The organism is Stappia sp. ABD4_338 (assembly GCF_056312175.1).
Genome location: NZ_CM149982.1, coordinates 3,126,015 through 3,146,485, shown reverse-complemented (window position 1 = coordinate 3,146,485; position 20,471 = coordinate 3,126,015). Strand labels below are relative to the sequence as shown.

Annotated in this window: 19 protein-coding genes; 8 read left to right on the top strand and 11 right to left on the bottom strand. The window is 67.8% G+C overall.

Annotated elements, in window-relative coordinates:
* Positions 1-195: 195 nt before the first annotated feature.
* Positions 196-1,629: an exodeoxyribonuclease VII large subunit gene (xseA, locus tag ACYX4S_RS14170; RefSeq protein WP_476360652.1), complete on the bottom strand. Its 1,434-nt coding sequence runs from the start codon at positions 1,627-1,629 to the stop codon at positions 196-198.
* A 153-nt stretch (positions 1,630-1,782) separates the two neighbouring features.
* Here xseA and ACYX4S_RS14165 point away from each other — a divergent pair, with 153 nt between their 5' ends.
* The 3 genes from ACYX4S_RS14165 to ACYX4S_RS14155 all read left to right on the top strand — a co-directional run bounded on the left by ACYX4S_RS14165 (position 1,783) and on the right by ACYX4S_RS14155 (position 4,929).
* Positions 1,783-2,532 (top strand): 16S rRNA (uracil(1498)-N(3))-methyltransferase, encoded by a 750-nt coding sequence (locus tag ACYX4S_RS14165; protein WP_476360651.1) that lies wholly within the window; start codon positions 1,783-1,785, stop codon positions 2,530-2,532.
* A gap of 134 nt (positions 2,533-2,666) precedes the next feature.
* A complete protein-coding gene (locus tag ACYX4S_RS14160; protein WP_476360650.1) occupies positions 2,667-4,040 on the top strand; it encodes a glutamate--cysteine ligase in 1,374 nt (457 codons plus the stop codon).
* A gap of 136 nt (positions 4,041-4,176) precedes the next feature.
* Complete coding sequence (locus ACYX4S_RS14155; RefSeq protein WP_476360649.1) at positions 4,177-4,929, top strand: DUF937 domain-containing protein; 753 nt, start codon at positions 4,177-4,179, stop codon at positions 4,927-4,929.
* Positions 4,930-5,063: 134 nt separating this feature from the next.
* Here the strand turns inward: ACYX4S_RS14155 and ACYX4S_RS14150 are convergent, their stop codons facing one another.
* Positions 5,064-5,369, bottom strand: coding sequence for a YjiS-like domain-containing protein (locus tag ACYX4S_RS14150; RefSeq protein WP_476360648.1), 306 nt, complete (start codon positions 5,367-5,369; stop codon positions 5,064-5,066).
* Positions 5,370-5,622: 253 nt separating this feature from the next.
* Here ACYX4S_RS14150 and ACYX4S_RS14145 point away from each other — a divergent pair, with 253 nt between their 5' ends.
* Complete coding sequence (locus tag ACYX4S_RS14145; protein ID WP_476360647.1) at positions 5,623-6,507, top strand: LysR substrate-binding domain-containing protein; 885 nt, start codon at positions 5,623-5,625, stop codon at positions 6,505-6,507.
* Between the two features lie 40 nt (positions 6,508-6,547).
* On the opposite strand, the gene ACYX4S_RS14140 is transcribed toward ACYX4S_RS14145, so the two are convergent.
* From ACYX4S_RS14140 to ACYX4S_RS14125, 4 genes are all read right to left on the bottom strand, one after another.
* Positions 6,548-7,501, bottom strand: coding sequence for a DMT family transporter (locus tag ACYX4S_RS14140; RefSeq protein ID WP_476360646.1), 954 nt, complete (start codon positions 7,499-7,501; stop codon positions 6,548-6,550).
* A 146-nt stretch (positions 7,502-7,647) separates the two neighbouring features.
* On the bottom strand, positions 7,648-8,268 hold the full coding sequence (locus ACYX4S_RS14135) for a hypothetical protein (protein WP_476360645.1): 621 nt from the start codon (positions 8,266-8,268) through the stop codon (positions 7,648-7,650).
* Positions 8,269-8,286: 18 nt separating this feature from the next.
* Entirely contained in the window at positions 8,287-8,907 is a 621-nt protein-coding gene (locus ACYX4S_RS14130) for a thioredoxin family protein (protein ID WP_476360644.1), read from the bottom strand.
* A 153-nt stretch (positions 8,908-9,060) separates the two neighbouring features.
* Positions 9,061-9,783 (bottom strand): protein phosphatase CheZ, encoded by a 723-nt coding sequence (locus tag ACYX4S_RS14125; protein ID WP_476360643.1) that lies wholly within the window; start codon positions 9,781-9,783, stop codon positions 9,061-9,063.
* Positions 9,784-10,058: 275 nt separating this feature from the next.
* On the opposite strand from ACYX4S_RS14125, the gene ACYX4S_RS14120 reads away from it, so the two are divergent.
* Both ACYX4S_RS14120 and ACYX4S_RS14115 read left to right on the top strand, forming a co-directional pair.
* The gene (locus tag ACYX4S_RS14120) at positions 10,059-10,790 is read left to right on the top strand and encodes a DUF2927 domain-containing protein (RefSeq protein ID WP_476360642.1); all 732 of its coding nucleotides are present in this window, start codon (positions 10,059-10,061) and stop codon (positions 10,788-10,790) included.
* A gap of 191 nt (positions 10,791-10,981) precedes the next feature.
* Positions 10,982-11,719: a L,D-transpeptidase gene (locus tag ACYX4S_RS14115; RefSeq protein ID WP_293721789.1), complete on the top strand. Its 738-nt coding sequence runs from the start codon at positions 10,982-10,984 to the stop codon at positions 11,717-11,719.
* A gap of 97 nt (positions 11,720-11,816) precedes the next feature.
* Here ACYX4S_RS14115 and glcF read toward each other — a convergent pair whose 3' ends face one another.
* The 3 genes from glcF to ACYX4S_RS14100 are packed head-to-tail and all read right to left on the bottom strand — an operon-like array spanning position 11,817 to position 15,887.
* Positions 11,817-13,145: a glycolate oxidase subunit GlcF gene (gene glcF, locus ACYX4S_RS14110; RefSeq protein WP_476360641.1), complete on the bottom strand. Its 1,329-nt coding sequence runs from the start codon at positions 13,143-13,145 to the stop codon at positions 11,817-11,819.
* A gap of 4 nt (positions 13,146-13,149) precedes the next feature.
* Entirely contained in the window at positions 13,150-14,361 is a 1,212-nt protein-coding gene (locus ACYX4S_RS14105; RefSeq protein ID WP_476360640.1) for an FAD-binding protein, read from the bottom strand.
* Between the two features lie 29 nt (positions 14,362-14,390).
* Positions 14,391-15,887: an FAD-linked oxidase C-terminal domain-containing protein gene (locus tag ACYX4S_RS14100; protein WP_293721795.1), complete on the bottom strand. Its 1,497-nt coding sequence runs from the start codon at positions 15,885-15,887 to the stop codon at positions 14,391-14,393.
* 132 nt (positions 15,888-16,019) lie between these two features.
* Between ACYX4S_RS14100 and ACYX4S_RS14095 the strand changes: the two genes are divergently transcribed.
* On the top strand, positions 16,020-16,967 hold the full coding sequence (locus tag ACYX4S_RS14095; RefSeq protein ID WP_476360639.1) for a LysR family transcriptional regulator: 948 nt from the start codon (positions 16,020-16,022) through the stop codon (positions 16,965-16,967).
* Between the two features lie 131 nt (positions 16,968-17,098).
* Positions 17,099-17,503 (top strand): c-type cytochrome, encoded by a 405-nt coding sequence (locus tag ACYX4S_RS14090; RefSeq protein ID WP_476360638.1) that lies wholly within the window; start codon positions 17,099-17,101, stop codon positions 17,501-17,503.
* Between the two features lie 94 nt (positions 17,504-17,597).
* Here the strand turns inward: ACYX4S_RS14090 and ACYX4S_RS14085 are convergent, their stop codons facing one another.
* Together ACYX4S_RS14085 and ACYX4S_RS14080 are read right to left on the bottom strand one after the other, a co-directional pair.
* Positions 17,598-18,890, bottom strand: a complete 1,293-nt coding sequence (locus ACYX4S_RS14085) for a DUF3422 family protein (protein WP_476360637.1) — start codon at positions 18,888-18,890, stop codon at positions 17,598-17,600.
* 197 nt (positions 18,891-19,087) lie between these two features.
* Positions 19,088-20,467, bottom strand: a complete 1,380-nt coding sequence (locus tag ACYX4S_RS14080; RefSeq protein ID WP_422067968.1) for a TRAP transporter large permease — start codon at positions 20,465-20,467, stop codon at positions 19,088-19,090.
* Positions 20,468-20,471 lie beyond the last annotated feature (4 nt).

Below are 20,471 nucleotides of genomic sequence, written 5' to 3'. Positions count from 1 at the left end.
GGCGCGCGGTTGCCCCGTGTTTCGGCGCTGGCCGGGGTTGCCAATGGGTCCCGGGTCGCGGGCTTCCAGCCCTTGCCCGGGATGACGGCAACGCGGGATGAAACCTCTGGCGCGATATTCTCGGGTCACTGGCTGCGTTGCATGCCGTTCTTGGGGCTCGGCAAGAGCGCGCGGGGGCAATTCCCTCTCCACCCCCTAGAACAGCGAGCCCTGGTCCTTCGGCGTTGCGGTGGCTTTGGGCCTGGTCTTGCGCGGCTTCCTGACCGTCGGCGCGGCGGCGCCGTCCGACACGGCCAGCGCGTCGAGCCGCGTGTCGTCGCCGAACTCGATGGCAAGACGGGCTCCCGGCGCCACCTGGCCGGCGGAGCGCACCGGGGTGCCCGCATCGTCGCGCACCAGCGCGTAACCGCGCGCCAGAACGTTCTTGTAGGATAGGCTGTCGAGCAGCTTTGCCGTCGAATCGAGCCGGGCGCGTTCACGTGCCAGACGGTTGGCATGGGCGCGGGTCGCTCGCGCCGAAAGCCCGTCGAGGCGCTCGCGGGCGATCGAGACGCTCCTGGCCAGCATGTGTGGCGACAGGCGCTGGGCGGCGGCCTGCTGGCGCGAGCGCCGGTCGCGCAGGCTGGAGCGCAGCGCCGGGGCCAGGCGTTCGCCGTAGGTGTCGAGGCGCTGGCGCGGCAGCGCGAGAAGGTCGCGCGGAGAGGGCAGGGCGGCGGCGGCCGCGCGCAGTTCCGTTCGCCGCGCGGTGACATAGCGCAGCAACCCGGCGATCTGGCGGCGTTTGAGGTCGTCGACGCTGGCCAGAAGCTCGCCACGCACGGGAACGGCGATTTCCGCCGCGCCCGTCGGGGTCGGCGCGCGCAGGTCGGCGGCAAGGTCGATCAGGGTCCAGTCGGTCTCGTGGCCGACGGCGGAGACCAGCGGGATCCCGGAGGCCGCGGCGGCCCTGACGACAACTTCCTCGTTGAACCCCCAAAGATCCTCAAGCGAGCCGCCGCCGCGCGCCACGATGATCAGGTCCGGGCGCGGGATCGCCCCGCCCGGCTCCAGCCGGTTGAACCCGGCGATGCCGTTCGCCACCTCGCGCGCGGAGGTCTCGCCCTGCACCCGAACGGGCCAGACGAGGACATGCAGCGGGAACCGGTCCGAGATCCGGTGGAGGATGTCGCGGATCACCGCGCCGGTGGGGGAGGTGACGACGCCGATGACGCGCGGCAGATAGGGCAGCGGACGCTTCGCGCTTTCGGCGAAGAGCCCCTCGGCGGCGAGCTTCTTGCGCCGTTCCTCCAGCAGCGCCATCAGCGCGCCGACGCCGGCGGGCTCGATGGAGTCGATCACCATCTGGTACTTGGACTGCCCCGGGAAGGTGGTGATCTTGCCGGTGGCGATCACCTCGAGACCCTGTTCGGGCTGGATTTTCAGCCGGGAGGCATTGCCGCGCCAGATGACGCCCGCCAGCACCGACTGGGCGTCCTTCAGGTCGAGATAGATGTGTCCCGACGCCGGCCGGGAGATGCGCCCCAGTTCACCGCGCACGCGCACGAAGCCGAAGGTGTCCTCCATCGTGCGCTTGATCGCGCCGGAGAGTTCCGACACCGAGTATTCGGCGATGTTGCTGGTCTCGCTCAATGCGTTCGCTTCCTCGCGCAGGGGATCAGGGGCGTGTCGCGGAAGGGGAGCCCACGCGGCCGGCCGCGTCAAGGCCCGCTGCGGGCTTGTCGACAGCCGCCTGCTGGTTTACCCGGTGGCGCGTGCGTCCCGCTCATGCGCGGAAAGGACCCCATGCCCCGCTACGAATTCCGAATGCAGCGCCTGTTTCTCGACGCGGCGATCAGCAGGGACACCCCGATTGCCCTCGATCGCGCCCAGGCCAACTACCTGCTGAACGTCCTTCGGCTCAAGTCGGACGACGAGGTTCTGGTCTTCAACGGCCGCGACGGTGAATGGCGCGCGCGCATCGCCGTCGAGGGGCGCAAGGCGGCGAGCCTGGTGCCGGTCGGGGAAACCCGCGCGCAGGCACCGCTGCCGGATCTGCTCTATCTCTTCGCCCCACTCAAGCATGCGCGGCTGGACTACATGATCCAGAAGGCGGTGGAGATGGGCGCCGGGCGGCTGGCGCCCGTCCTCACGCAGCACACCCAGACGAACCGGCTGAACCTGGAGCGCGCCCGGGCGAACGCGGTGGAGGCGTGCGAGCAATGCGGCGTTCTTTCCGTGCCGGAGATCGGCGATCCGGTGCCGCTCGAGGCCGTGCTCGCCGGCTGGGAGGAGAACGAGCCCGGTCGCCGGCTGATTTTTTGCGACGAGGGGGAGGCGGGCCAGAACCCGCTGGACCCGCTTCAGGCACTGGAGCGCGGGCCGTTCGCGGTTCTTATTGGACCTGAGGGCGGCTTCTCGGAAGAGGAGCGCGCGCGCCTCAGGGCGCTTCCTTTTGTCACGCCGGTGCCGCTGGGTCCGCGCGTTCTGCGCGCCGACACGGCGGCGGTCGCCGCGCTCGCGGTGGTGCAGGCGGTGCTTGGCGACTGGCGCTAGAACGACGGTCGCTTGGCGGGATTCGCCATGCGATCAAGCCCGAAACCTTGATCTATCATCACAAAAAAACGCGTTTGTTTTGACCGGACCGCCTGAGTAAGGTGCGCGCCAACACCGCGAAGGAACCTGTTCTCATGGCCCGCGATACCATCGATACCACCCCCGTTTCCGGGGTGTCTGAACTTGCCGCGACCCTCGAGGCGGGGTGCAAGCCGGAGAGCGATTTCCGCATCGGCACCGAGCACGAGAAGTTCGGCTTCAATCTCTCCGACAACTCCCCGATTCCCTATGAGGGTCCGCGCGGCATCGAGGCCGTCCTGACCGGCATGGAGAAGCTCCTCGGCTGGGAGCGCATCGAGGACAACGGGCTCATCATCGGCCTGGCCGATCCCGTCGGCGGTGGAGCGATCTCCATCGAGCCCGGCGGACAGTTCGAGCTCTCCGGCGCGCCGCTGGAGAGCCTTCACCAGACCTGCCGCGAGACCAACTGCCACCTCGCGCAGGTGCGCGAGGTGGCCGAGCCGCTGGGCATCGGTTTCCTCGGCCTCGGCATGACGCCGAACTGGAGCCGGGAAGAGGTTCCGGTGATGCCCAAGTCGCGCTACCAGATCATGGCGCGCTACATGCCCAAGGTCGGCACGCTGGGCCTGGACATGATGTTCCGCACCTCGACCATCCAGGTGAACCTGGATTTCTCGAGCGAGGCCGACATGCGGCGCAAGATGCAGGTGAGCCTGGCGCTCCAGCCGGTCGCCACCGCCATCTTCGCCAACTCGCCCTTCACGGAGGGCAAGCCGAACGGCTTCCGGTCCTTTCGCGCGGAAGTCTGGAAGGACACGGACAACAACCGCTCCGGCAACCTGCCGATCGCCTTCGATCAAGGCTTCGGCTTCGAAGCCTACGTGGAGTGGGCGCTCGACGTTCCGATGTATTTCGTCAAGCGCGGCACGACCTATTACGACGTCACCGGCACCACCTTCCGTGCCTTCATGAACGGCGCCCTGAAGGACACGGTGCCCGACGGCCTGCCCACCATCGGCGACTGGAACAACCACCTGTCGACGCTGTTCCCGGACGTGCGCCTCAAGAAGTACCTCGAGATGCGTGGCGCGGACGGCGGTCCGTGGCGGCGGATCTGCGCGCTGCCCGCGCTCTGGGTCGGCCTGCTCTACGACCAGGGCATGCTTGAGCAGGCGGAGGAGATGGTGCGCGACTGGACGCAGGAAGAGCGTGACGGCCTGCGCAACGATGTCCCGCGCGAGGGGCTTGCCACGCGCTTCCGCAACCGCACGGTTCTCGACCTTGCCAGGGACATGGTGGCCCTGTCGCGCGAAGGCCTCAAGCGCCGCGCCCGCCTCAACGACGGTGGTCAGGACGAGCGCGTGCATCTGGCGGCCGTCGAGGAGACGCTTGCCAGCGGCATGAGCCCGGCCGATGTCATGCTCGCCCGCTACGAGGGGGCATGGGGCGGCGATCTTTCGCGCGTCTTCAAGGATTACGCCTACTGAGGACGAGCGTCCGGCGCGCGGCGCCCCCCTTGGGCCGTCGCGCGCTTGCTTGCCGGCATCCGCGCGCAAGCGCGGGTTTGACCCGGCCTGCGTGAAGGTCGATGATACGGCGTCAGCAGGCAGAAAAGGGCCCGGGATGTCGGACGAATTTCCCCGTTTCACCGCCTTCGATCCCGCTTCGGTCAGCGAGGCGATGCAGCGCCAGTTCGGCTGGAGCGAGGTGGAGATCCGCAAGGCAGCCGAGGCGCTGATGCCCGCGGCCCTTGCCGGAATTCGCCATTTCGGATCCACTCCATCGGGCTTCGAGGCGCTCATGGCGCTGATGCCGGGCCCCGGACGCGCTGCCTCTGCGCCACCGCAAAACTTCGTCGGCGAGCCGCTTGCCTTCGTCTTCGGTCCCGAGGATGTCCGCCGCAGGATTGCCCGTCACGTGGCCGAGCAGACCGGGCTGGAGCTTCCCGGCGTCGAGACCATGATGCCCGTCGCCGCGACGCTGGCACTGGGTCAGGTCGCGCGCCAGTTCACGTTCGGGCCCGCACGCGATCTTCTCGACGCCTTCCTGGCCGGCTATGCCCGTGGCCGTCCGAAGCCCGTGCCCAATCCCATGCGCATGATGGCTCCCTACACGGACGCCGTGCGTTCGTTCTGGGACGGCTACATGGGGCTGTTCCAGCCGCCCGCCTCTGAGGACGAGGCTCCGGAGCCGGAGGACGCCGGCCAGGCGAGCGAACAGGCATCCGCCGAGGCGTCCCCGGGTGACGGCGAGGAACGGGCGGGCGCCGGTCTCGTTGAAGGGTGGCTCGAGCTTGGCCGCAACATCCAGGAAAGTCAGGTGCGCCACTTCGAGACCCTGTTCGACCGGGCTGATCGCGACACCCGCAAGACCTGATCCGGGCGCGTTTCCTTCTGAAACCCCGAATAAAAAAAGCCCGCCTCCGAAGAGGCGGGCCAGGTGTGTCGGCGAGGGGCCGACAGGGCCTCTGGTGCGCCGGGCAGGTTTCCACCCGGCGCGAATGGGATGGCTCAGGCGCGGCGCCGGCGACGCTGGGCGAGTATGGTTCCGGAGCGCTCGTTGCGCAGGTGGCAGAGCCGGGAACTGGGATCGACGAAATCGCCCGACATCAGGGATGAGGCGACGTCGTCGCGGGTGATTCCCATGTCCGCGAGCATGAAGTCGTCGTAGGTCAGCAGTTCGGCGATCTCGCGACGCTTGCGACGGCGTTCGAAGGCCTCGACGAGGAGGCTCGCAAGACCCGACAGGCCGGCGAAGAGCGACGCGGCAACGGCGCGGTTGGATCTTGCACTCGCGGGTGTGACGACCTGGGTCATGGCGGCACTCTCCTTTCCGGTCCCACTGGACCTTTTGGTTGGGCAGGGAAGGCGGTATTGCTCCCTACGTCTTTCGTATGATGATATCTATCGATCAGGTACGCATTTAACAAACGAATGTTTTTTATGGAAACCCATACGGTATTGTGATGTATTGGTCGAAAGTCGCCGAAAACCGCGCCATCGCGGGGTGACGTGAGGCGCTTGCCGGTCTCCGGCGGCGCGCAGGCCCTGAAGGAAGCAGGAGGCCGGCATGGCCCATGCCCTGGACATCGACCAACTGAGAACCTTTCTCGCCATTGCGGAGCTCGGCAGCTTCACCAAGGCAGCGGATGCGGTGAACAAGACCCAGTCCGCCGTCTCCATGCAGATGAAACGGCTCGAGGAGCGCATCGAACGCCCGATCTTCGTCAAGGACGGGCGTCAGTCGCGGCTTTCGGAAGACGGCCACCGGCTCGTCGAATACGCCCAGCGGATGATCCGGCTGAACGACGAGACCATGAGCGCCTTCAGCGAGGCCAGCATTGTCGGGCGTGTGCGCCTTGGGCTTCCCGATGATTATGCGGAGCGGCTGCTGCCCCAGGTCCTCGCGGCCTTCGCCCGCCTCAACCCGGCCATAGAAACCTCGGTGCAGTGCCAGGGCTCGATCTTCACCGGCCAGATGGTGGAACGCGGCGATCTCGACATCGCCATCGTGACCTCGGGCGATTGCGTGCGATTGCCCGGCGAGGTGATCCGGCGCGAGCCGCTGCACTGGGTGGCGCCGGCCAATCTGTGCATCCATTGCGAGGAGACCGTGCGCCTGGCGCTCGGGCCGACCACCTGTTCGTGGCGGCGCGATGCCACGACGCTGCTTGATCGGATCAACCGCCCCTATTGCGTCTCCTACACGTCATCCAGCGCGGCGGCCCTTATCGGCGCGGTCCAGGCCGGGCTTGCGGTCGCCGTGCTGCCCGAAAGCGCGATCCGCTCCGGGATGCGGATTTTGGGCGAGAGCGACGGCTTTCCCGCGTTGCCGCCCTGCGACATCACGCTCCTGCGCGCGGCGAGTGCCACGGACCCGGTGCATGACGCGCTTTGCGCGCATATTCGCGCCGCCATCGGCAATGTGAGCACGGAGCTCATGGCGGCGGAGTGATCCGCGCTCCGGTCGCTCGGGAGGCGGTAAGGCGTGACCTTCAGCCCGTCTCGGGTGCCGGTCGGGTGCGGGACCGGCGCAGCACCAGAAGGTTGCCGGCGAGCACGCAGCCAAGCCCGGCGAGCGCCCCCGGGCCCCATTCGAAGCCTTCCATCACCGTCGAGACAAGCAGCGCCACGACCGGGAACATGACCGTGGAATAGCCCGCCCGCGCGGAACCGATCCGCCCGATCAGGGTGAGGTAGCAGGCGAAGGCGATCACCGAGGCGACGATGGCCAGATAGGCCAGCCCGCCCAGATAGGGGAGCGTCATCGGCACGGTGAAGGAGTGACCGCGCGCGAGCGAAAAGGCGCCCAGAAGCAGCGCGCCATAGGTCATGCCCCAGGCGCTGGCGGACAGGACCGGGATGCCGATCCGCTGGTTGGAGGCGGAAACCATGCTGCCGAAGCAGAAGGACAGCGTGCCCGCGATGCAGAAGCCGAGGCCGATGAAGGCCTGGGCGTCGAAGGCCGCGCCGGTGCCCATGATCTGCGGGCGAAACAGCAGCGCCACGCCGATGAAGCCGAGGGCCGCGCCGCCCATTACCCGGCGGCTGATTCTCTGCCCGAAGATCAGGAAGGCCAGCAGGATGTTGAAGACGGCGGTGAGAGAGAACACCACCGACAAAAGCCCCGAGGGAACCGTTGCCCCGCCGTAGTAGAACAGGGTGAAGTTGGTGGAGAAGATCAGCGCGCCGAGAGCGGCGAAGCGCAGGTGGGTCTTCGGCGCGAACCGCAGCCGCGCCCCGCGCAGCATGGCCCAGCCCATGGTGACGGCGGCCGCGAGCACGAAACGCCAGAACACCGAGACCTCCGGCGGGACGCTGCCGACCTGGAGCTTGATTGCGTACCAGGAGAATCCCCAGGCAAGCACGGTCAGGCCGTAGAGCCCCAGGTCGCCCGCGTCGAGGCCGGACTCGTCGCGAAGGGGAGCGGTGTCGCCGAGGGAAGTCATGTCACGATCCTGATGCGAAAGGCCGGGAAATGGCGGGCTCCACGGTCGAAAGGCCTGCGGGCCGCGAACGGCATAGCCGATGCCGTTTCAGGCGACCAGTTCCGATTTTTGATGGGTCCCGGTGCGCGGCGCTGATCGGTCACCCGTCAGGGGTGTGCGCTTTCATGCCAGACGGGGCGGTACCCGGCGCCAAGCACACGCACGACGGCCGGCGGGGTCAGCACGTCGACGCTCCCGGAAAGGCTGACTTCGCGAACCTCGCGGTATCCCGCAAAACCCCAGCGGAGCAGGCGCCCGGCGTTCTTCACCAGCACGTCTTCGCCCGATCGAAACATCGCGCCGTCGGGGAGCGCCGCGAACGCCATCGGGTGAACGCGCTTGGCACGCCCGCACCGCCGCTCGGCGTCGAGAACCGCATCAATCCCGCCGGCGCGGGGCATGTCGGGTGAGATCCCGGCCCTCGCCCAGGCCGCCTGAAAGGCGCGCGCCTCGGTCCGCCTGCATTCGAAGCAGGGCCTGTGACCGGCGGCAAGGGCGCTCACCTCGTCCAGGAAGAAGAGCTCCGTGTAGCCCTGGCCCATCACCTGCCGGTGGCGGCCGCGAAAGGCGGTCCGGCAGCAGATCCAGGCACGCGAACGCCAGCGCGCACGAGCGAGTTCGCGGGTGTGCGGGTCGTGGAAACGCCCGCCACGGTTGCCCATGAACATGCCGCGCATGGGATCCGCGTGGATTTCGCCATCGGGGGAGACCCGGTTCCGCAAGGTCATTCCGGCGTCTCCCGCCGTTCAGCCCCGCCGCCAGGTCTCGCGCGTCTGACCCTTCGCCCGCATCTCCTCCAGCTTCGCGTTGGAATACCGCTGGAACCCTTCCTCGGCATGGGCACCCGAGCGCACCCATTCGAAGAAATGGTAGAAATAGAAGGGCGGGAGATAGCCCTGGATGCGGGCGATCTCGGCACTGTGTCCGTCCTTGCCCGCGACCGCGGCCGGATCGGCGGGGAAGAACACGATGGTCGGCGTGAAGTTGACCAGCCACTTGCGCCCCAGCGCGCGCTCCTCCAGCGCCTCGCCGTCGAAATCGGTTGTTTCGCGGGCGCCGAACAGGTCGAGCTGAACGAAGGTGAAATTCTCCTTCAGCCAGGGCACATAGTCCTCGCGCGTGAGGTTCACCTCGTGCGTCTGGCGGCAGAAGGGGCAGCCGGCCTGCTCGAACATCACCACGAAATGCTTCCCGGCCGCATGGGCCTCGGCGAGGTCGTCGCCCATGTCGAGGAAGCTGTCGAGAAACCAGTCCTGCTTGTAGAGCCCGTCGTCGCCGAGCGTCGCCGCGCGCCCCGGCGCCATGCCAAGGGCGGTGGCGGCCCCTGCCGCCAGCGAGGCGGCGGCGAATTGTCTGCGGTTCAGCATGGATCCCTCCCGGTCACATTCTTTGCGATGAATGTATCACCAGGCGCGCACGCGCGCATCAGCACGTTCTCGTGTGCGCCTCCCGCGTGGCGGGAAGGCGGAATCGGCAAAAGCTGCGGTTTGCGTGTTCCGGGGACGGGCCTCAGGAAAACATCAGGCGAACAGCGCGTCGATGTCGTCCTGGCTCGCCACGCCCTCGTCCGTCTCGAGCGAGGGGCCGTTGAGCAGGCTCGCGTCGCCTTCGCGCGTGGGCATGGTGTCCGGCTCGATGGTCTGGAAACTCTCGATGCCGCCCCAGATGTCCATCATCTTGATGATGCGGTCCTCGATGAACCGCAGCGTGTTGATGACCTTGGTGATGCGCTGGCCGGTAAGGTCCTGGAAGTTGCACGCCTCGAAGATGTGCAGGACCTTTTCCTGGATGTCGTTGGCCAGCTCGGCGTCCTGACCGGCAAGGCGCGCGCTCAGGGTATTGGCGGTTTCGTCGATGTACTCGGCCGAGGAGAGAATCGTCTCCGTCGCGCCCTCGGTGCCCAGCACCACGGCGTCGAGCTCGTTGGTGACGCGGCTCATGTCGCGGCTGTCGGCGCTGGTCGTGCTGTGCAGCGTGGCGATCTCGTGCTTGGTCTTGGCGATCGCCTCGTAGATCGAATCCAGCTCGGACTTCAGCTTCGCGGCCTCGCCCAGCTCCTTGCGGAACTTGGACAGCATCTGGTCGCTGATGTCCTCGACCGGACGGATCAGGTCCTTGATGGAGGCGATTTCCGCCATCAGCTCCTGATGCTGCGCCCGGGAGGCGGCTCCCTCGGGCGCGCCGGCAACCTGAGCCTTCTGCAAAAGGCTCTCGGCTCGGAAAGCTCGTTTAGTTGCCGTCATGATCGTGTCCGTCTCCCCGGTGGCTGGCCTGGAGGTTCTCGTTTGGTCGCGACAATCTATAGCTTGCGAGATTTAAGGAATTGTTCCTGTTGCGGACCGGTCGCCGGCGATGATTTTGTCGTTCCTCCCGGCAGTCCGGTTCTATATGCTTGCCCGGCCTGGAACATACGCGTTCAGGGCCGGAATGCCGGGCCGCTCCGGCAGGGAAATCAGGGGGTTCCGGCTCGATGGGGCGGGGCCGCTGGGTTGAAGAAGTGCCAGGACGTCGAACAAAAGTGCGCCGAGTTCTCCCCCTCCTGTTCGTTTTCCTTGTCGCCGTCGCGCTGTCGTTCCCGCTCGCGCGCGAGACGCGGGCCGCGTCCTACACCTTCTCCACCGAGGAACTGATCGACGGCTTCATGAAGACCGTGTTCGGGCTCGAATACCGTTCGTGGAGCTGGCAGCCCTATCTGGTGAAGAAATACGTCGGCCCGGTGCGTTTCCACGTGCACAACCTGGCTCGCAAGAACCGCAAGCCCATGGTCTATCGCTTCATCGAGACGCTGGGCAGCAGCGTGCGCGGTCTTGCGACGACGATCGTCGCCAACCCGGCCGAGGCGAACTTCCATGTCTATGTGGTCGATCGGGACCAGTACACGGACGTCGTCCGGCGTTCGATCTACAAGGACTCGCGCGCCGATGCGCCGGGCCGTTGTCTGGTGCGCGTGGTGTCGGACAGCTCCGGCATTTCCCAGTCGGCGGCGGTGATCGTCTCGGACGAAGGCGATTTCCTGTTCCGCCGCTGCATGGTGGAGGAGATCCTCCAGGGGCTCGGCCCCATGAACGACGACCCGTCGCTCTCCCACTCGGTCTTCAACGACAAGTCCCGGCACAGCCGCTTCACGTCCTTCGACCGGATGCTGCTGAACATGCTGTACGATTCGCGCATCAAGCCGGGGATGCGGCCCGACGTGGTGCGCCCCATGCTGCCCTCCATCGTGCGCACCGTGCGCCCGCTGGTGCACTAGTTCGTTCACGCTTTCTTCACCAGCTTTGGAAACCGCGCGCTAACCACGCGACCAGATTCCCTCGTCCCGGGCGGAAGGGTTTACGAAATCCTGCCGGAGCCTGCCTAGGCTCTTCCTTCGCGTCCATCTTTCGTCAACCGGGGAGGGACGCGTGTCAGTCCCGTTCGACGAAACAGGTTGCGAGTACGTCGATGCGAAAAAGAGCGTTTCTTGTCCTCGCGCTGGCCGCCGGTCTGGCGGGCGCGATCACTCCGGCTTCCGCCGGCAGCCGTGGCGCCGGAGCGCCGCCGCTTATGCTGTCCCCCGATCTGACCGAGCCCTGGGTGCTCCAGCTTCGGCCCGAGCGTCGTGCGGTGCGTCCGCAGGTGTCCCAGCGTCCGCTGCTGCAGCCGCGCACGCAGACCCGGCGGCAGGCCGTCTATGCCACGACGCCGCGCCTTGCCGCGCCGGGCAAGCCTCGTCGCCAGAGCGTGGCGCGGCGGATCGATCCGCGTTTCCTGCCGACCACCGTTTCCTGGAACGGCGGCGAGAGGCCCGGCACGATCGTCATCGATACCAACGCCCGCTATCTCTATCTGGTGGAGAAGAACGGCTTTGCCCGCCGCTATGGCGTCGGCGTGGGCCGTCCCGGCTTCGAGTGGGCCGGCACCCACAAGGTCACGCGCAAGGCGGAGTGGCCGGACTGGCGTCCGCCGGCGGAGATGCGCAAGCGTCAGCCGGGTCTGCCGGCGTTCATGCCCGGCGGTCCGAAGAACCCGCTCGGCGCGCGCGCGCTCTACCTCGGGTCGACGCTCTACCGCATTCACGGCTCCAACGAGCCCTGGACCATCGGCAAGGCGGTTTCCTCGGGCTGCATCCGGATGCGCAACGAGGACGTGATCGATCTCTACGGCCGCGTCGGCGTGGGCACCTCGGTGCGCGTCATCTGACGACCCGCCGCGCGATGGTGTGAAAGAACGAAAGCCCCCGCGCCGGTCAGGTGCGGGGGCTTTTTTCGTGGTCTCGTGCGGCCTGCCGCCTGTCGCGTCACGCCGCTCCGGCGTGGCGTTCCGAAAGGGCGGACGGCATGGGGCCGCCGTAGGCCCAGTCGAGAAGCTCGGCCGTATGCACGATCGGCAGGTCCGTGCCGCCGCCGATCTGCGTCATGCAGCCGATGTTGCCGGTGGCGATCAGGTCGGGGGTCGTCTTCTCGATGTTGGCGACCTTGCGGTCGCGCAGGCGCTTTGCCAGCTCCGGCTGCAGGATGTTGTAGGTGCCCGCCGATCCGCAGCACAGGTGCCCCTCGGGCACGTCGCGCACGGTGAAGCCGGCCGCCGTGAGGAGCTGCTTGGGCAGGGTCGTGATCTTCTGTCCGTGCTGCATGGAGCAGGCCGAGTGATAGGCGACCGTCAGCTCCGGTCGAACCGCCGGCTCGCCGAGGTCGAGTGTCGCCAGGTATTCCGTCACGTCCTTGGCGAGGCTCGAGACCCGGGCCGCCTTGTCCGCATAGGCCGGATCCTCGCGCAGCATGAAGCCATAGTCCTTGATCGTTGTGCCGCAGCCCGAGGCGGTGATGAGGATGGCGTCGAGACCCTTGGTCTCGATCTCGCGCGTCCACACGTCCACGTTCCGCTTGGCGTCGGCAAGCGCATCCGCCTCGCGGCCCATGTGGTGCACCAGCGCGCCGCAGCAGCCTTCGCCCTTAGGCAGCACCACCTCGATGCCGAGGCGCGTGAGCAGCGCGATGGTCGCATCGTTGATGCCGGGCTTGAGCACCGGCTGGGCGCAGCCCGAAAGCAGCGCCACGCGGCCCGTTGTCGTGCCGCTATCGGGCGCATGGGTCGCCGGCGCGGCGTAGCGCGCACGCTCGGGCGCGCGGGTGGGCGCAAGCGAGAGCATGGCGCCGAGCGGCTTCAGCGGGCCGCCGATCGCCTTGAACAGCGGCGCGAGCGGCCGGGCGTAGAAGGCGGCCATGAGGGAGGCACGGAAGCGCGCCGGCCTGGGAAGCACGAAGGCCAGCAGCCTGCGGGTCAGCCGGTCGGCGAGGGGGCGCTTGTAAGTCTCCTCGATATGGGCGCGCGCATGATCGACCAGATGCATGTAGTGCACGCCGGAGGGGCAGGTGGTCATGCAGGACAGGCAGGACAGGCAGCGGTCGATGTGCTTGACCGTGCGCGCGTCCGCCGGCCGGTCGTTCTCGAGCATGTCCTTGATGAGATAGATGCGCCCGCGCGGGCTGTCGAGTTCGTCGCCAAGCAGCGCGAACGTCGGGCAGGTGGCCGTGCAGAAGCCGCAATGCACGCATTTGCGCAGGATCGACTCGGCCTCGGCCACATTCGGGTCGGCAAGCTGATGGATCGAGAAATTGGTCTGCATCGGCTCAGGCTCCCATCCGGCCCGGATTGAGGATCCCCTTGGGGTCGAACTGCGCCTTGATGCGCGCGTTGAGGGCCGCAAGGGGCGCGGGCTGGGGGTGGAACACCGGCACCGAGGCACGCATGGGCGCCGGTGCGCGCACCAGCGTGGCGTGACCGCCGCCTGCCGCCGTCACCGCCGCACGCACCTCGTCGGCGCGCGGGTCATCGCCCTCGACCGCCAGCCAGACAAGCCCGCCCGACCAGTCGTAATAGACCTCGCCCGCAAGCGTTTCGCGGAGCGTCTCCACGAAACGGGTACCGGCGGCGGGCGCCACCGAGACGCGCCAGACCAGGCCCGATGTGCCGGCAAAGGGAAGCACGTCCCGCACCGCCTGCCACAGCGCGCGCGAGGCGTCGACGTCAAGCCGCGTGATCCGCCCGGCACCGCCGAGCCGCTTTTCCAGCAGCGCGAAACGATAGTCGACGGACGGGCCGAAGCCTTCGAGGCGCAACAGGGTTGCCGGGCCGGACAGCGCGTGTCCCTCAGCCGCCAGCCGTGCGGCGACGGGGTCCGGCAGGTGGGCGGCGGCGGAAACCTCCGCCGACGACCCCATGGCCGAACACATGGCCTCCACGGCGGCGGCATCGCCGAGGCCGGAAACGACCAGTGTCGCTTCGGTTTCCGCGCGCGGCTGCACCTTGAGCGTGATGCGCGTGGAGACGGCGAGCGTGCCCCAGGAGCCCGTGAGCGCGCGCGGCAGGTCGTAGCCGGTGACGTTCTTCACCACGCGTCCGCCGGACTTGAAGATCTCGCCGCGTCCCGACACCGCCTCGAGCCCGAGAATATGGTCGCGCGCGGCGCCGAACTTCAGCCGCTTGGAGCCCGCGAAATTGGCGGCGATCACGCCGCCGACTGTACCTTCTCCCGCCGGCTGGCCGAGCAGCGGCCCGTAGTCGATGGGGTCGAAGGCGAGTTCCTGGTTCTTGTCCGCAAGGGCTGCCTCGATCTCGGCCATCGGCGTTCCCGCAAGCGCGGTCATCACCAGTTCGGCCGGCTCGTAGAGCTCGATGCCGGACAGGCCGGAGAGATCCAGCACATGCGCGGCCTGCACGGGGCGTCCGAGAGCGCGCCTGGAGCCGGTGCCCAGGATCTCGAGAGGTTGGTCTTCTGCCATGGCCCAGAGCACGGCGTCGCGTGCCTCCTCGGGGTGGCGGGGCTTGAAGGTGTCGGCCATCGTGATCGGCGTGTCCTGCTGATGCGAGGTCAGAAGCGCGGAATGTCGGGGAAGGGAAGCTGCCCCTTGTGGACGTGCATGCGCCCGAGCTCGGCGCAGCGGTGCAGCACCGGAAACACCTTGCCCGGATTGAGGAGCTGCGCCGGATCGAAGGCGCATTTCACCCGCTGCTGCTGCTTGAGGTCGTCCTCGGAGAACATCTCCGGCATGAGGTCGCGCTTCTCGATGCCGACCCCGTGCTCGCCGGTCAGCACGCCGCCGAACTCGACGCAAAGCCGCAGGATGTCCGCGCCGAAGGCTTCCGCGGCCTCCAGCTCGCCGGGCTTGTTGGCGTCGTAGAGGATGAGCGGATGCAGGTTGCCGTCGCCGGCGTGGAAGACATTGGCGCAGCGCAGACCGTGCTTTTCGCCAAGCTCGCGCATCCGCGTGAGCACCTGCGGCAGCGCCTTGCGCGGGATCGTTCCGTCCATGCACAGGTAGTCGGGCGAGATGCGTCCCACCGCCGGGAAGGCCGCCTTGCGGCCGGCCCAGAAGTTCAGCCGTTCCTCCTCGCTGGTGGAGACGCGCACCGACGTCGCCTTGTTGTCGGCGGCGATGGCCTCGATGCTCGCGAGCAGGTGGTCGACCTCCGCCTCCGGTCCGTCCAGCTCGACGATGAGCAGCGCGCCGGCCTCGCGCGGATAGCCCGCGTTGACGAAGTCCTCGGCCGCGTTGATGGCCAGTTCGTCCATCATCTCCATGCCGCCGGGAATGATGCCGGCGCCGATGATGTCGGCGACGCAGCGCCCGCCGTCCTCGCTGGTGGGAAAGCCGATCAGCGCCGCGCGTGCCGTTTCCGGCTTCTGCAGCATGCGCACGGTCACCTCGGTGACGACCCCCAGAAGCCCTTCCGATCCGGTCATGAGCGCCAGCAGGTCGTAGCCCTCGCTGTCGAGGTGCTTGCCGCCCAGCCGGATGACCTCGCCCGTGACGAGCACCATCTCCAGGCCCAGCACGTTGTTGGTGGTGAGACCGTATTTCAGGCAGTGCACGCCGCCGGAGTTCTCGGCGATGTTGCCGCCGATCGAACAGGCGATCTGGGACGAGGGATCGGGCGCGTAATAGAAGCCCAGATGCTCCACGGCGCGGGTGATGCCGAGGTTGGTGACGCCGGGCTGCACCACCGCCGCACGGTTGGCCACGTCGATGTCGAGCACCTGGTTGAACTTCATCATCGACAGCAGCACGCCGTCGCCAACGGGCAGCGCTCCGCCGGACAGCGAGGTTCCCGCGCCGCGCGGCACCACCTTCACCTCGTTCTCGTGGCAATAGCGCAGCACCTTCGAGACCTGCTCCACCGTTTCGGGCAGCACGACCACGAGCGGAAGCTGGCGATAGGCGGTGAGCGCATCCGTCTCGTAGGCGCGCATCTCGACCTCGGTGTCGATCACGCCCTCGCCCGGCACGATGGCCCTGAGCGCCTTGACGATGTCGGCGCGCCGCGCGATCACGTCCGCGTCCGGCGCGGGCATGGCGATGCCTGTCATGGCAGGTTCCTCCCTCCGCGCGGCACCCTGCCGGGCGGCGCGATCCTGAAAGCTACGTCATCCAGTCTGGCAGGGGATGCGTATCGGTAAAATAGTCTAAAGTGGACAAGAATAAACTCCGGGACGTTGAAAATGAGCAGCTTTCCCGACATGGAGATTTTCGCCCGCGTGGTCGGGGCCGGCAGTATGTCAGCCGCCGGGCGCGAGATGGGGCTGTCTCCCGCCGTCGTCTCCAAGCGCCTGCGCCGCCTCGAGGACAGGCTCGGCACGCGCCTTCTCCAGCGCACGACCCGCCAGCTCGCGCTGACCGAGGCGGGGCAGGGCTACTACGAGCGCGTCGTTGCGATTCTCGCTTCGGTCGAGGAGGCGGAGGCGTTCGTCTCGCGGCGTTCGGCGGTCGCGCGCGGCACGCTCAAGGTCAGCGCCCCCACGTCCTTCGGCCGGATGCACATCGCGCCGCACCTGTCGTCGTTCCTTGAGGCCCACCCCGAGCTTGCCTGCAATCTGGACCTGACCGACGCGCTGGTCGACATCGTCGGCGAGGGCTACGACCTGGCGATCCGCATCGCGGAGCTGGAGGATTCGAGCCTCGTCGCGCGGCGTCTCGCGCCCGTGCACCGCGTTCTGTGCGCGGCGCCCTCCTATCTGGAGCGCGCCGGCGCGCCGGGCTCCATCGCGGATCTCGAGACGAACCACGTCTGCCTGTCCACCACCCAGCAGGAGGTGTGGCGGCTGGAGGGGCCCGACGGCGTGCGGCTCGTGCGCACGGGCGGACCGATCCGCACCAACTCCAGCGAGGTGGTGCGCGAGGCGGTCCTGTCCGGGCTCGGCATCGCGCTGCGGTCCACCTGGGACGTGGGGCCAGAGCTGCGCGCCGGCAAGCTGGCGCTGGTGCTTCCCGACTACCGCGCCTCCAAGGATGTCGGCCTGTTCGCGGTCTATCCCAGCCGCCGGTTCCTGCCCGCCAAGGTGCGGGTCCTGATCGACTTCCTGGCCGATCTTTACGGGCCGTCCCCCTATTGGGACGAGGGGCTCGACGCGAACCTTCTGGGCGCGGGAGGACGGGCGACCGCGACGTGAGCGCCACGAGCGATCCTGCGACAAAGTGCCATCTCGGGGTGACGCCACGTATCAACGTGTTAGTGTCCCGGATTGCGAAACAAGGTGGCGACGAGCGGCCACCGGGAGAGCCCAGGACATCGGGAGACAGAATGATGAAACGAGTGATGATGCTGGTCGGCGCCGCCGCCGTTGCGCTCACCGCGGGCCAGGCTTTGGCCGACGGCGACGCGGCCAAGGGCAAGAAGGTCTTCAGGAAGTGCGCCGCCTGCCATGCCGTTGGAGAGGGCGCGAAGAACCGGGTCGGGCCCGAGCTCAACGGGATCGTCGGCCGCAAGGTGGCCAGCGTTGGGGACTACAAGTACTCCAAGGCGATGACGTCGTTCGGCGAGGAGCACCCGGAGTGGACCGACGAACTGCTGCATTCCTATCTGGAGAAGCCGCGCAAGGTCGTGAAGGGCACCAAGATGGCCTTCGCCGGCCTGCGCAAGGAGTCCGAGCGCGACGACGTGATCGCCTATCTCGAGCAGTTCAACGCGGACGGCACCGAGAAGTGACGCGAGGGACACGAGCGGCCCCAGGCCGTCGTGTCCCGTCATGGTTTGCAGGCCGGGCCTCGTGCCCGGCCTTTTCGTTTCCGGAGAGGGGCCGTCAGCCTTCGCCGTCCGCCTCGCCGTGATGCCTGCGGATGCGGCGGACTGTGAGGAAGACGACGACGAGCACCACCGGCACGGCAAGGGCGGTCAGCGTTTCCGGTCCCGGAAGGAGGCCCTTCAGCGGCCCCGCCTTCGCGCCCTTGGCCAGATAGGCGATTAGCCCCACGACATAGTAGCTCACGGCGGCGACGGAGAGCCCCTCCACCGTCTGCTGCAGCCGCAGTTGCAGTCGCGCACGCCGGTTCATGGCTTCAAGCTGTCCGCGTGCCTGTTCCTGCAGCTCCACGTCCACGCGCGTCCTGAGCAGCGTTGCGGCCCGGGCCAGCTTGCGTGACAGGTTCGCCTGGCGTTCCTCCAGCGTCTCGCAGGTGCGCATGGCCGGCGCGAGACGGCGGGAAAGGAACTGGGTGAAGGTGAAGTGGCCCTGGCGCGAGGTCTCGCCGATGGTCTCCAGCCGCTGGCGCACGATCTGGTAGTAGGCGCGGCTGGCGCCGAAACGGTAGGCGCTCCGGGCGGCACCCGCTTCCAGATCGCCGGCGAGGCGGGTCAGGTCGGTCAGAAGCGCGCGGTTGGCCTCCAGCCCCTCGCTCTGGCGCATCCGCTCGGTGAGCGAGAGGAGCGTGGCCTCGATGCTCGAAACGCTGGGCGACTGCCGGTTCGCCTCGGCCAGGCCGAGCATGGCGAAGGTGCGGTAGGTTTCCAGTTCTAGCAGCCGCTGCACCAGTGCGCCCGCCTGAACATCGGTGAGGTCGCGCGCGCCCACCAGCAGGCGCGTGAGCCCGTCCCGGTCCTGGCGGAAATCCGTAGCGATGGTCGCAGCCCCCCTGTCGACGTCCGAGGCGGAGAGACTGGTGCCGTCGAACGCGGCCAGGCGCTCGGCGAAGGCCGGCGTGTCGGCATCCACGAAATCGAGCCGCGCTGCGACGAGCAGCGGCCCGGCGGCGCGAAAGCCGGCGCCGAAGGGATGGTCCGGCGGCGGCGCGTCACGCGGTGCGGCCGGGTCCAGCGGGCCGTCCCAGGTGTAGGTGACGAACTCGCCGTGGCGCTCGCGCTGAAGCACCGTGTCGCCGATGCGGACCATGTGGTGCCGCGAGGCGGGTTCGGGGCCGGCCGCCCCGCTGGCCCGGCAGTGACCGGCGAACCACTGCCGGTCGGCTTCCGCGCCGGCGTCATCCACCTGGAAGCCGTAGCGCAGGAAGGTTCGCGTGCCGGTGACAGGATGGAACGGACGCGCGTGGATCTCGCCGAGCACGAGGTCGCGCGCGGGATGAGGCGCGAAGGCCGGCATGGCCGTCGCCCGAGGCCCGGGCTGATCCTGTCTGCCGGACCGCTCCCCGCCGTCCTCGTCCTGTGTCATCGATGCGCGCCTTCGTGCCGTTGCGTCTGCGTGGTGAAAGCTTCGGCCAGCCAAGGGGCTCTTGGCAATCCTCGCGAGGCGCCTGCGACCGGTCGCCGCGCGCGCGGCGGGGCGACCGGGGCCTTTCCCTAGTTCAGCAGCACCTGCGGCAGCCACAGCACGATGCCGGGGAACAGGATGCAAAGCGCCAGTCCGATGAGCTGCAGGATCACGAAGGGGATGATGCCCTTGTAGATGTGCTGGATCGTGACGCCGGGAGGCGCGACGCCCTTCATGTAGAACAGCGCGAAGCCGAAGGGCGGTGTCAGGAACGAGGTCTGCAGGTTTGTCGAGACCAGGATCGTGAACCAGATCAGCGCCACTTCGCCGACACCCTCGAAGCCGGCCAGATGGGTGCCGAAGTCGAGGCCGGACACGATCGGTCCGAACACCGGCAGCACGATCAGCGTGATCTCCACCCAGTCGAAGAAGAAGCCGAGGAAGAAGATCATGCCCATCAGCACGAACAGGATGCCCCAGGGCCCCACGCCCGCCCAGGCGATGAACTCGTCGATCAGCGTCTCGCCGCCGAGCCAGCGGAACACCAGCGAAAAGCAGGTTGCGCCTAGGAAGATGCCGAACAGCATCGCCGAGGTCAGCGCCGAGCGGTGACACACGTCCTGCATCACCTTGAAGGTGAGCTGCCGGTTGAGGACGGCAAGCAGGGTCGCACCGAGCGCGCCCACGCCGGCGGCCTCGGTCGGTGTCGCCACGCCGGCGAAGATCGAGCCGAGCACGATGACGATCAGGAACACGGGCGGCACGAAGCTCTTGAAGATCATCGTCCAGAACTCGCCCCGGTTGGTGGGACCGATGTCGTCGGGCAGCGGCGGGGCGAGATGCGGCTTTAGCCGGCACAGCACGATGATGTAGAGCGCGTAGAGCCCCGCGAGCAGCAGGCCCGGCAGGATCGCGGCGATGAACACCGTGCCGACCGGGATCGACATCAGGTCCGACATGATCACCAGCATGATCGACGGCGGGATGAGGATGCCGAGCGTTCCCGAGGAGGCGATGGTGCCGGTCGCCAGCGGAATGTTGTAGTTGCGCTCCAGCATCACCGGCAGGGCGAGCAGGGTGATCATCACCACCGACGCGCCGATGATGCCCGTGGTGGCGGCCATGATCGTGCCCATCAGCGTGACGGACAGGGCCAGGCCGCCGGGCACGCGCCGGGTGAGCACCTGCAGGCAGTGCAGCAGGTCCTTCGCCACGCCGGATTTCTCCAGCATCGTTCCCATGAAGATGAACATGGGGATCGCGACGAGCACCGGATTTTCCATGGTGCCGCCGAAGATGCGGTTGGGAATGATGACCAGCCGGGCGACGTTGAAGGCGCCCAGCTCCTGGGCGAGGAAGGCGAAGCCGAGGCCGACGCCGCCGAGAATGAAGGCGACGGGAAAGCCGGAAAACAGCAGCAGCGCGAGCGCCACGAACATGAAGACCGGGAGCAGTTCGACGAATGTCATGAGG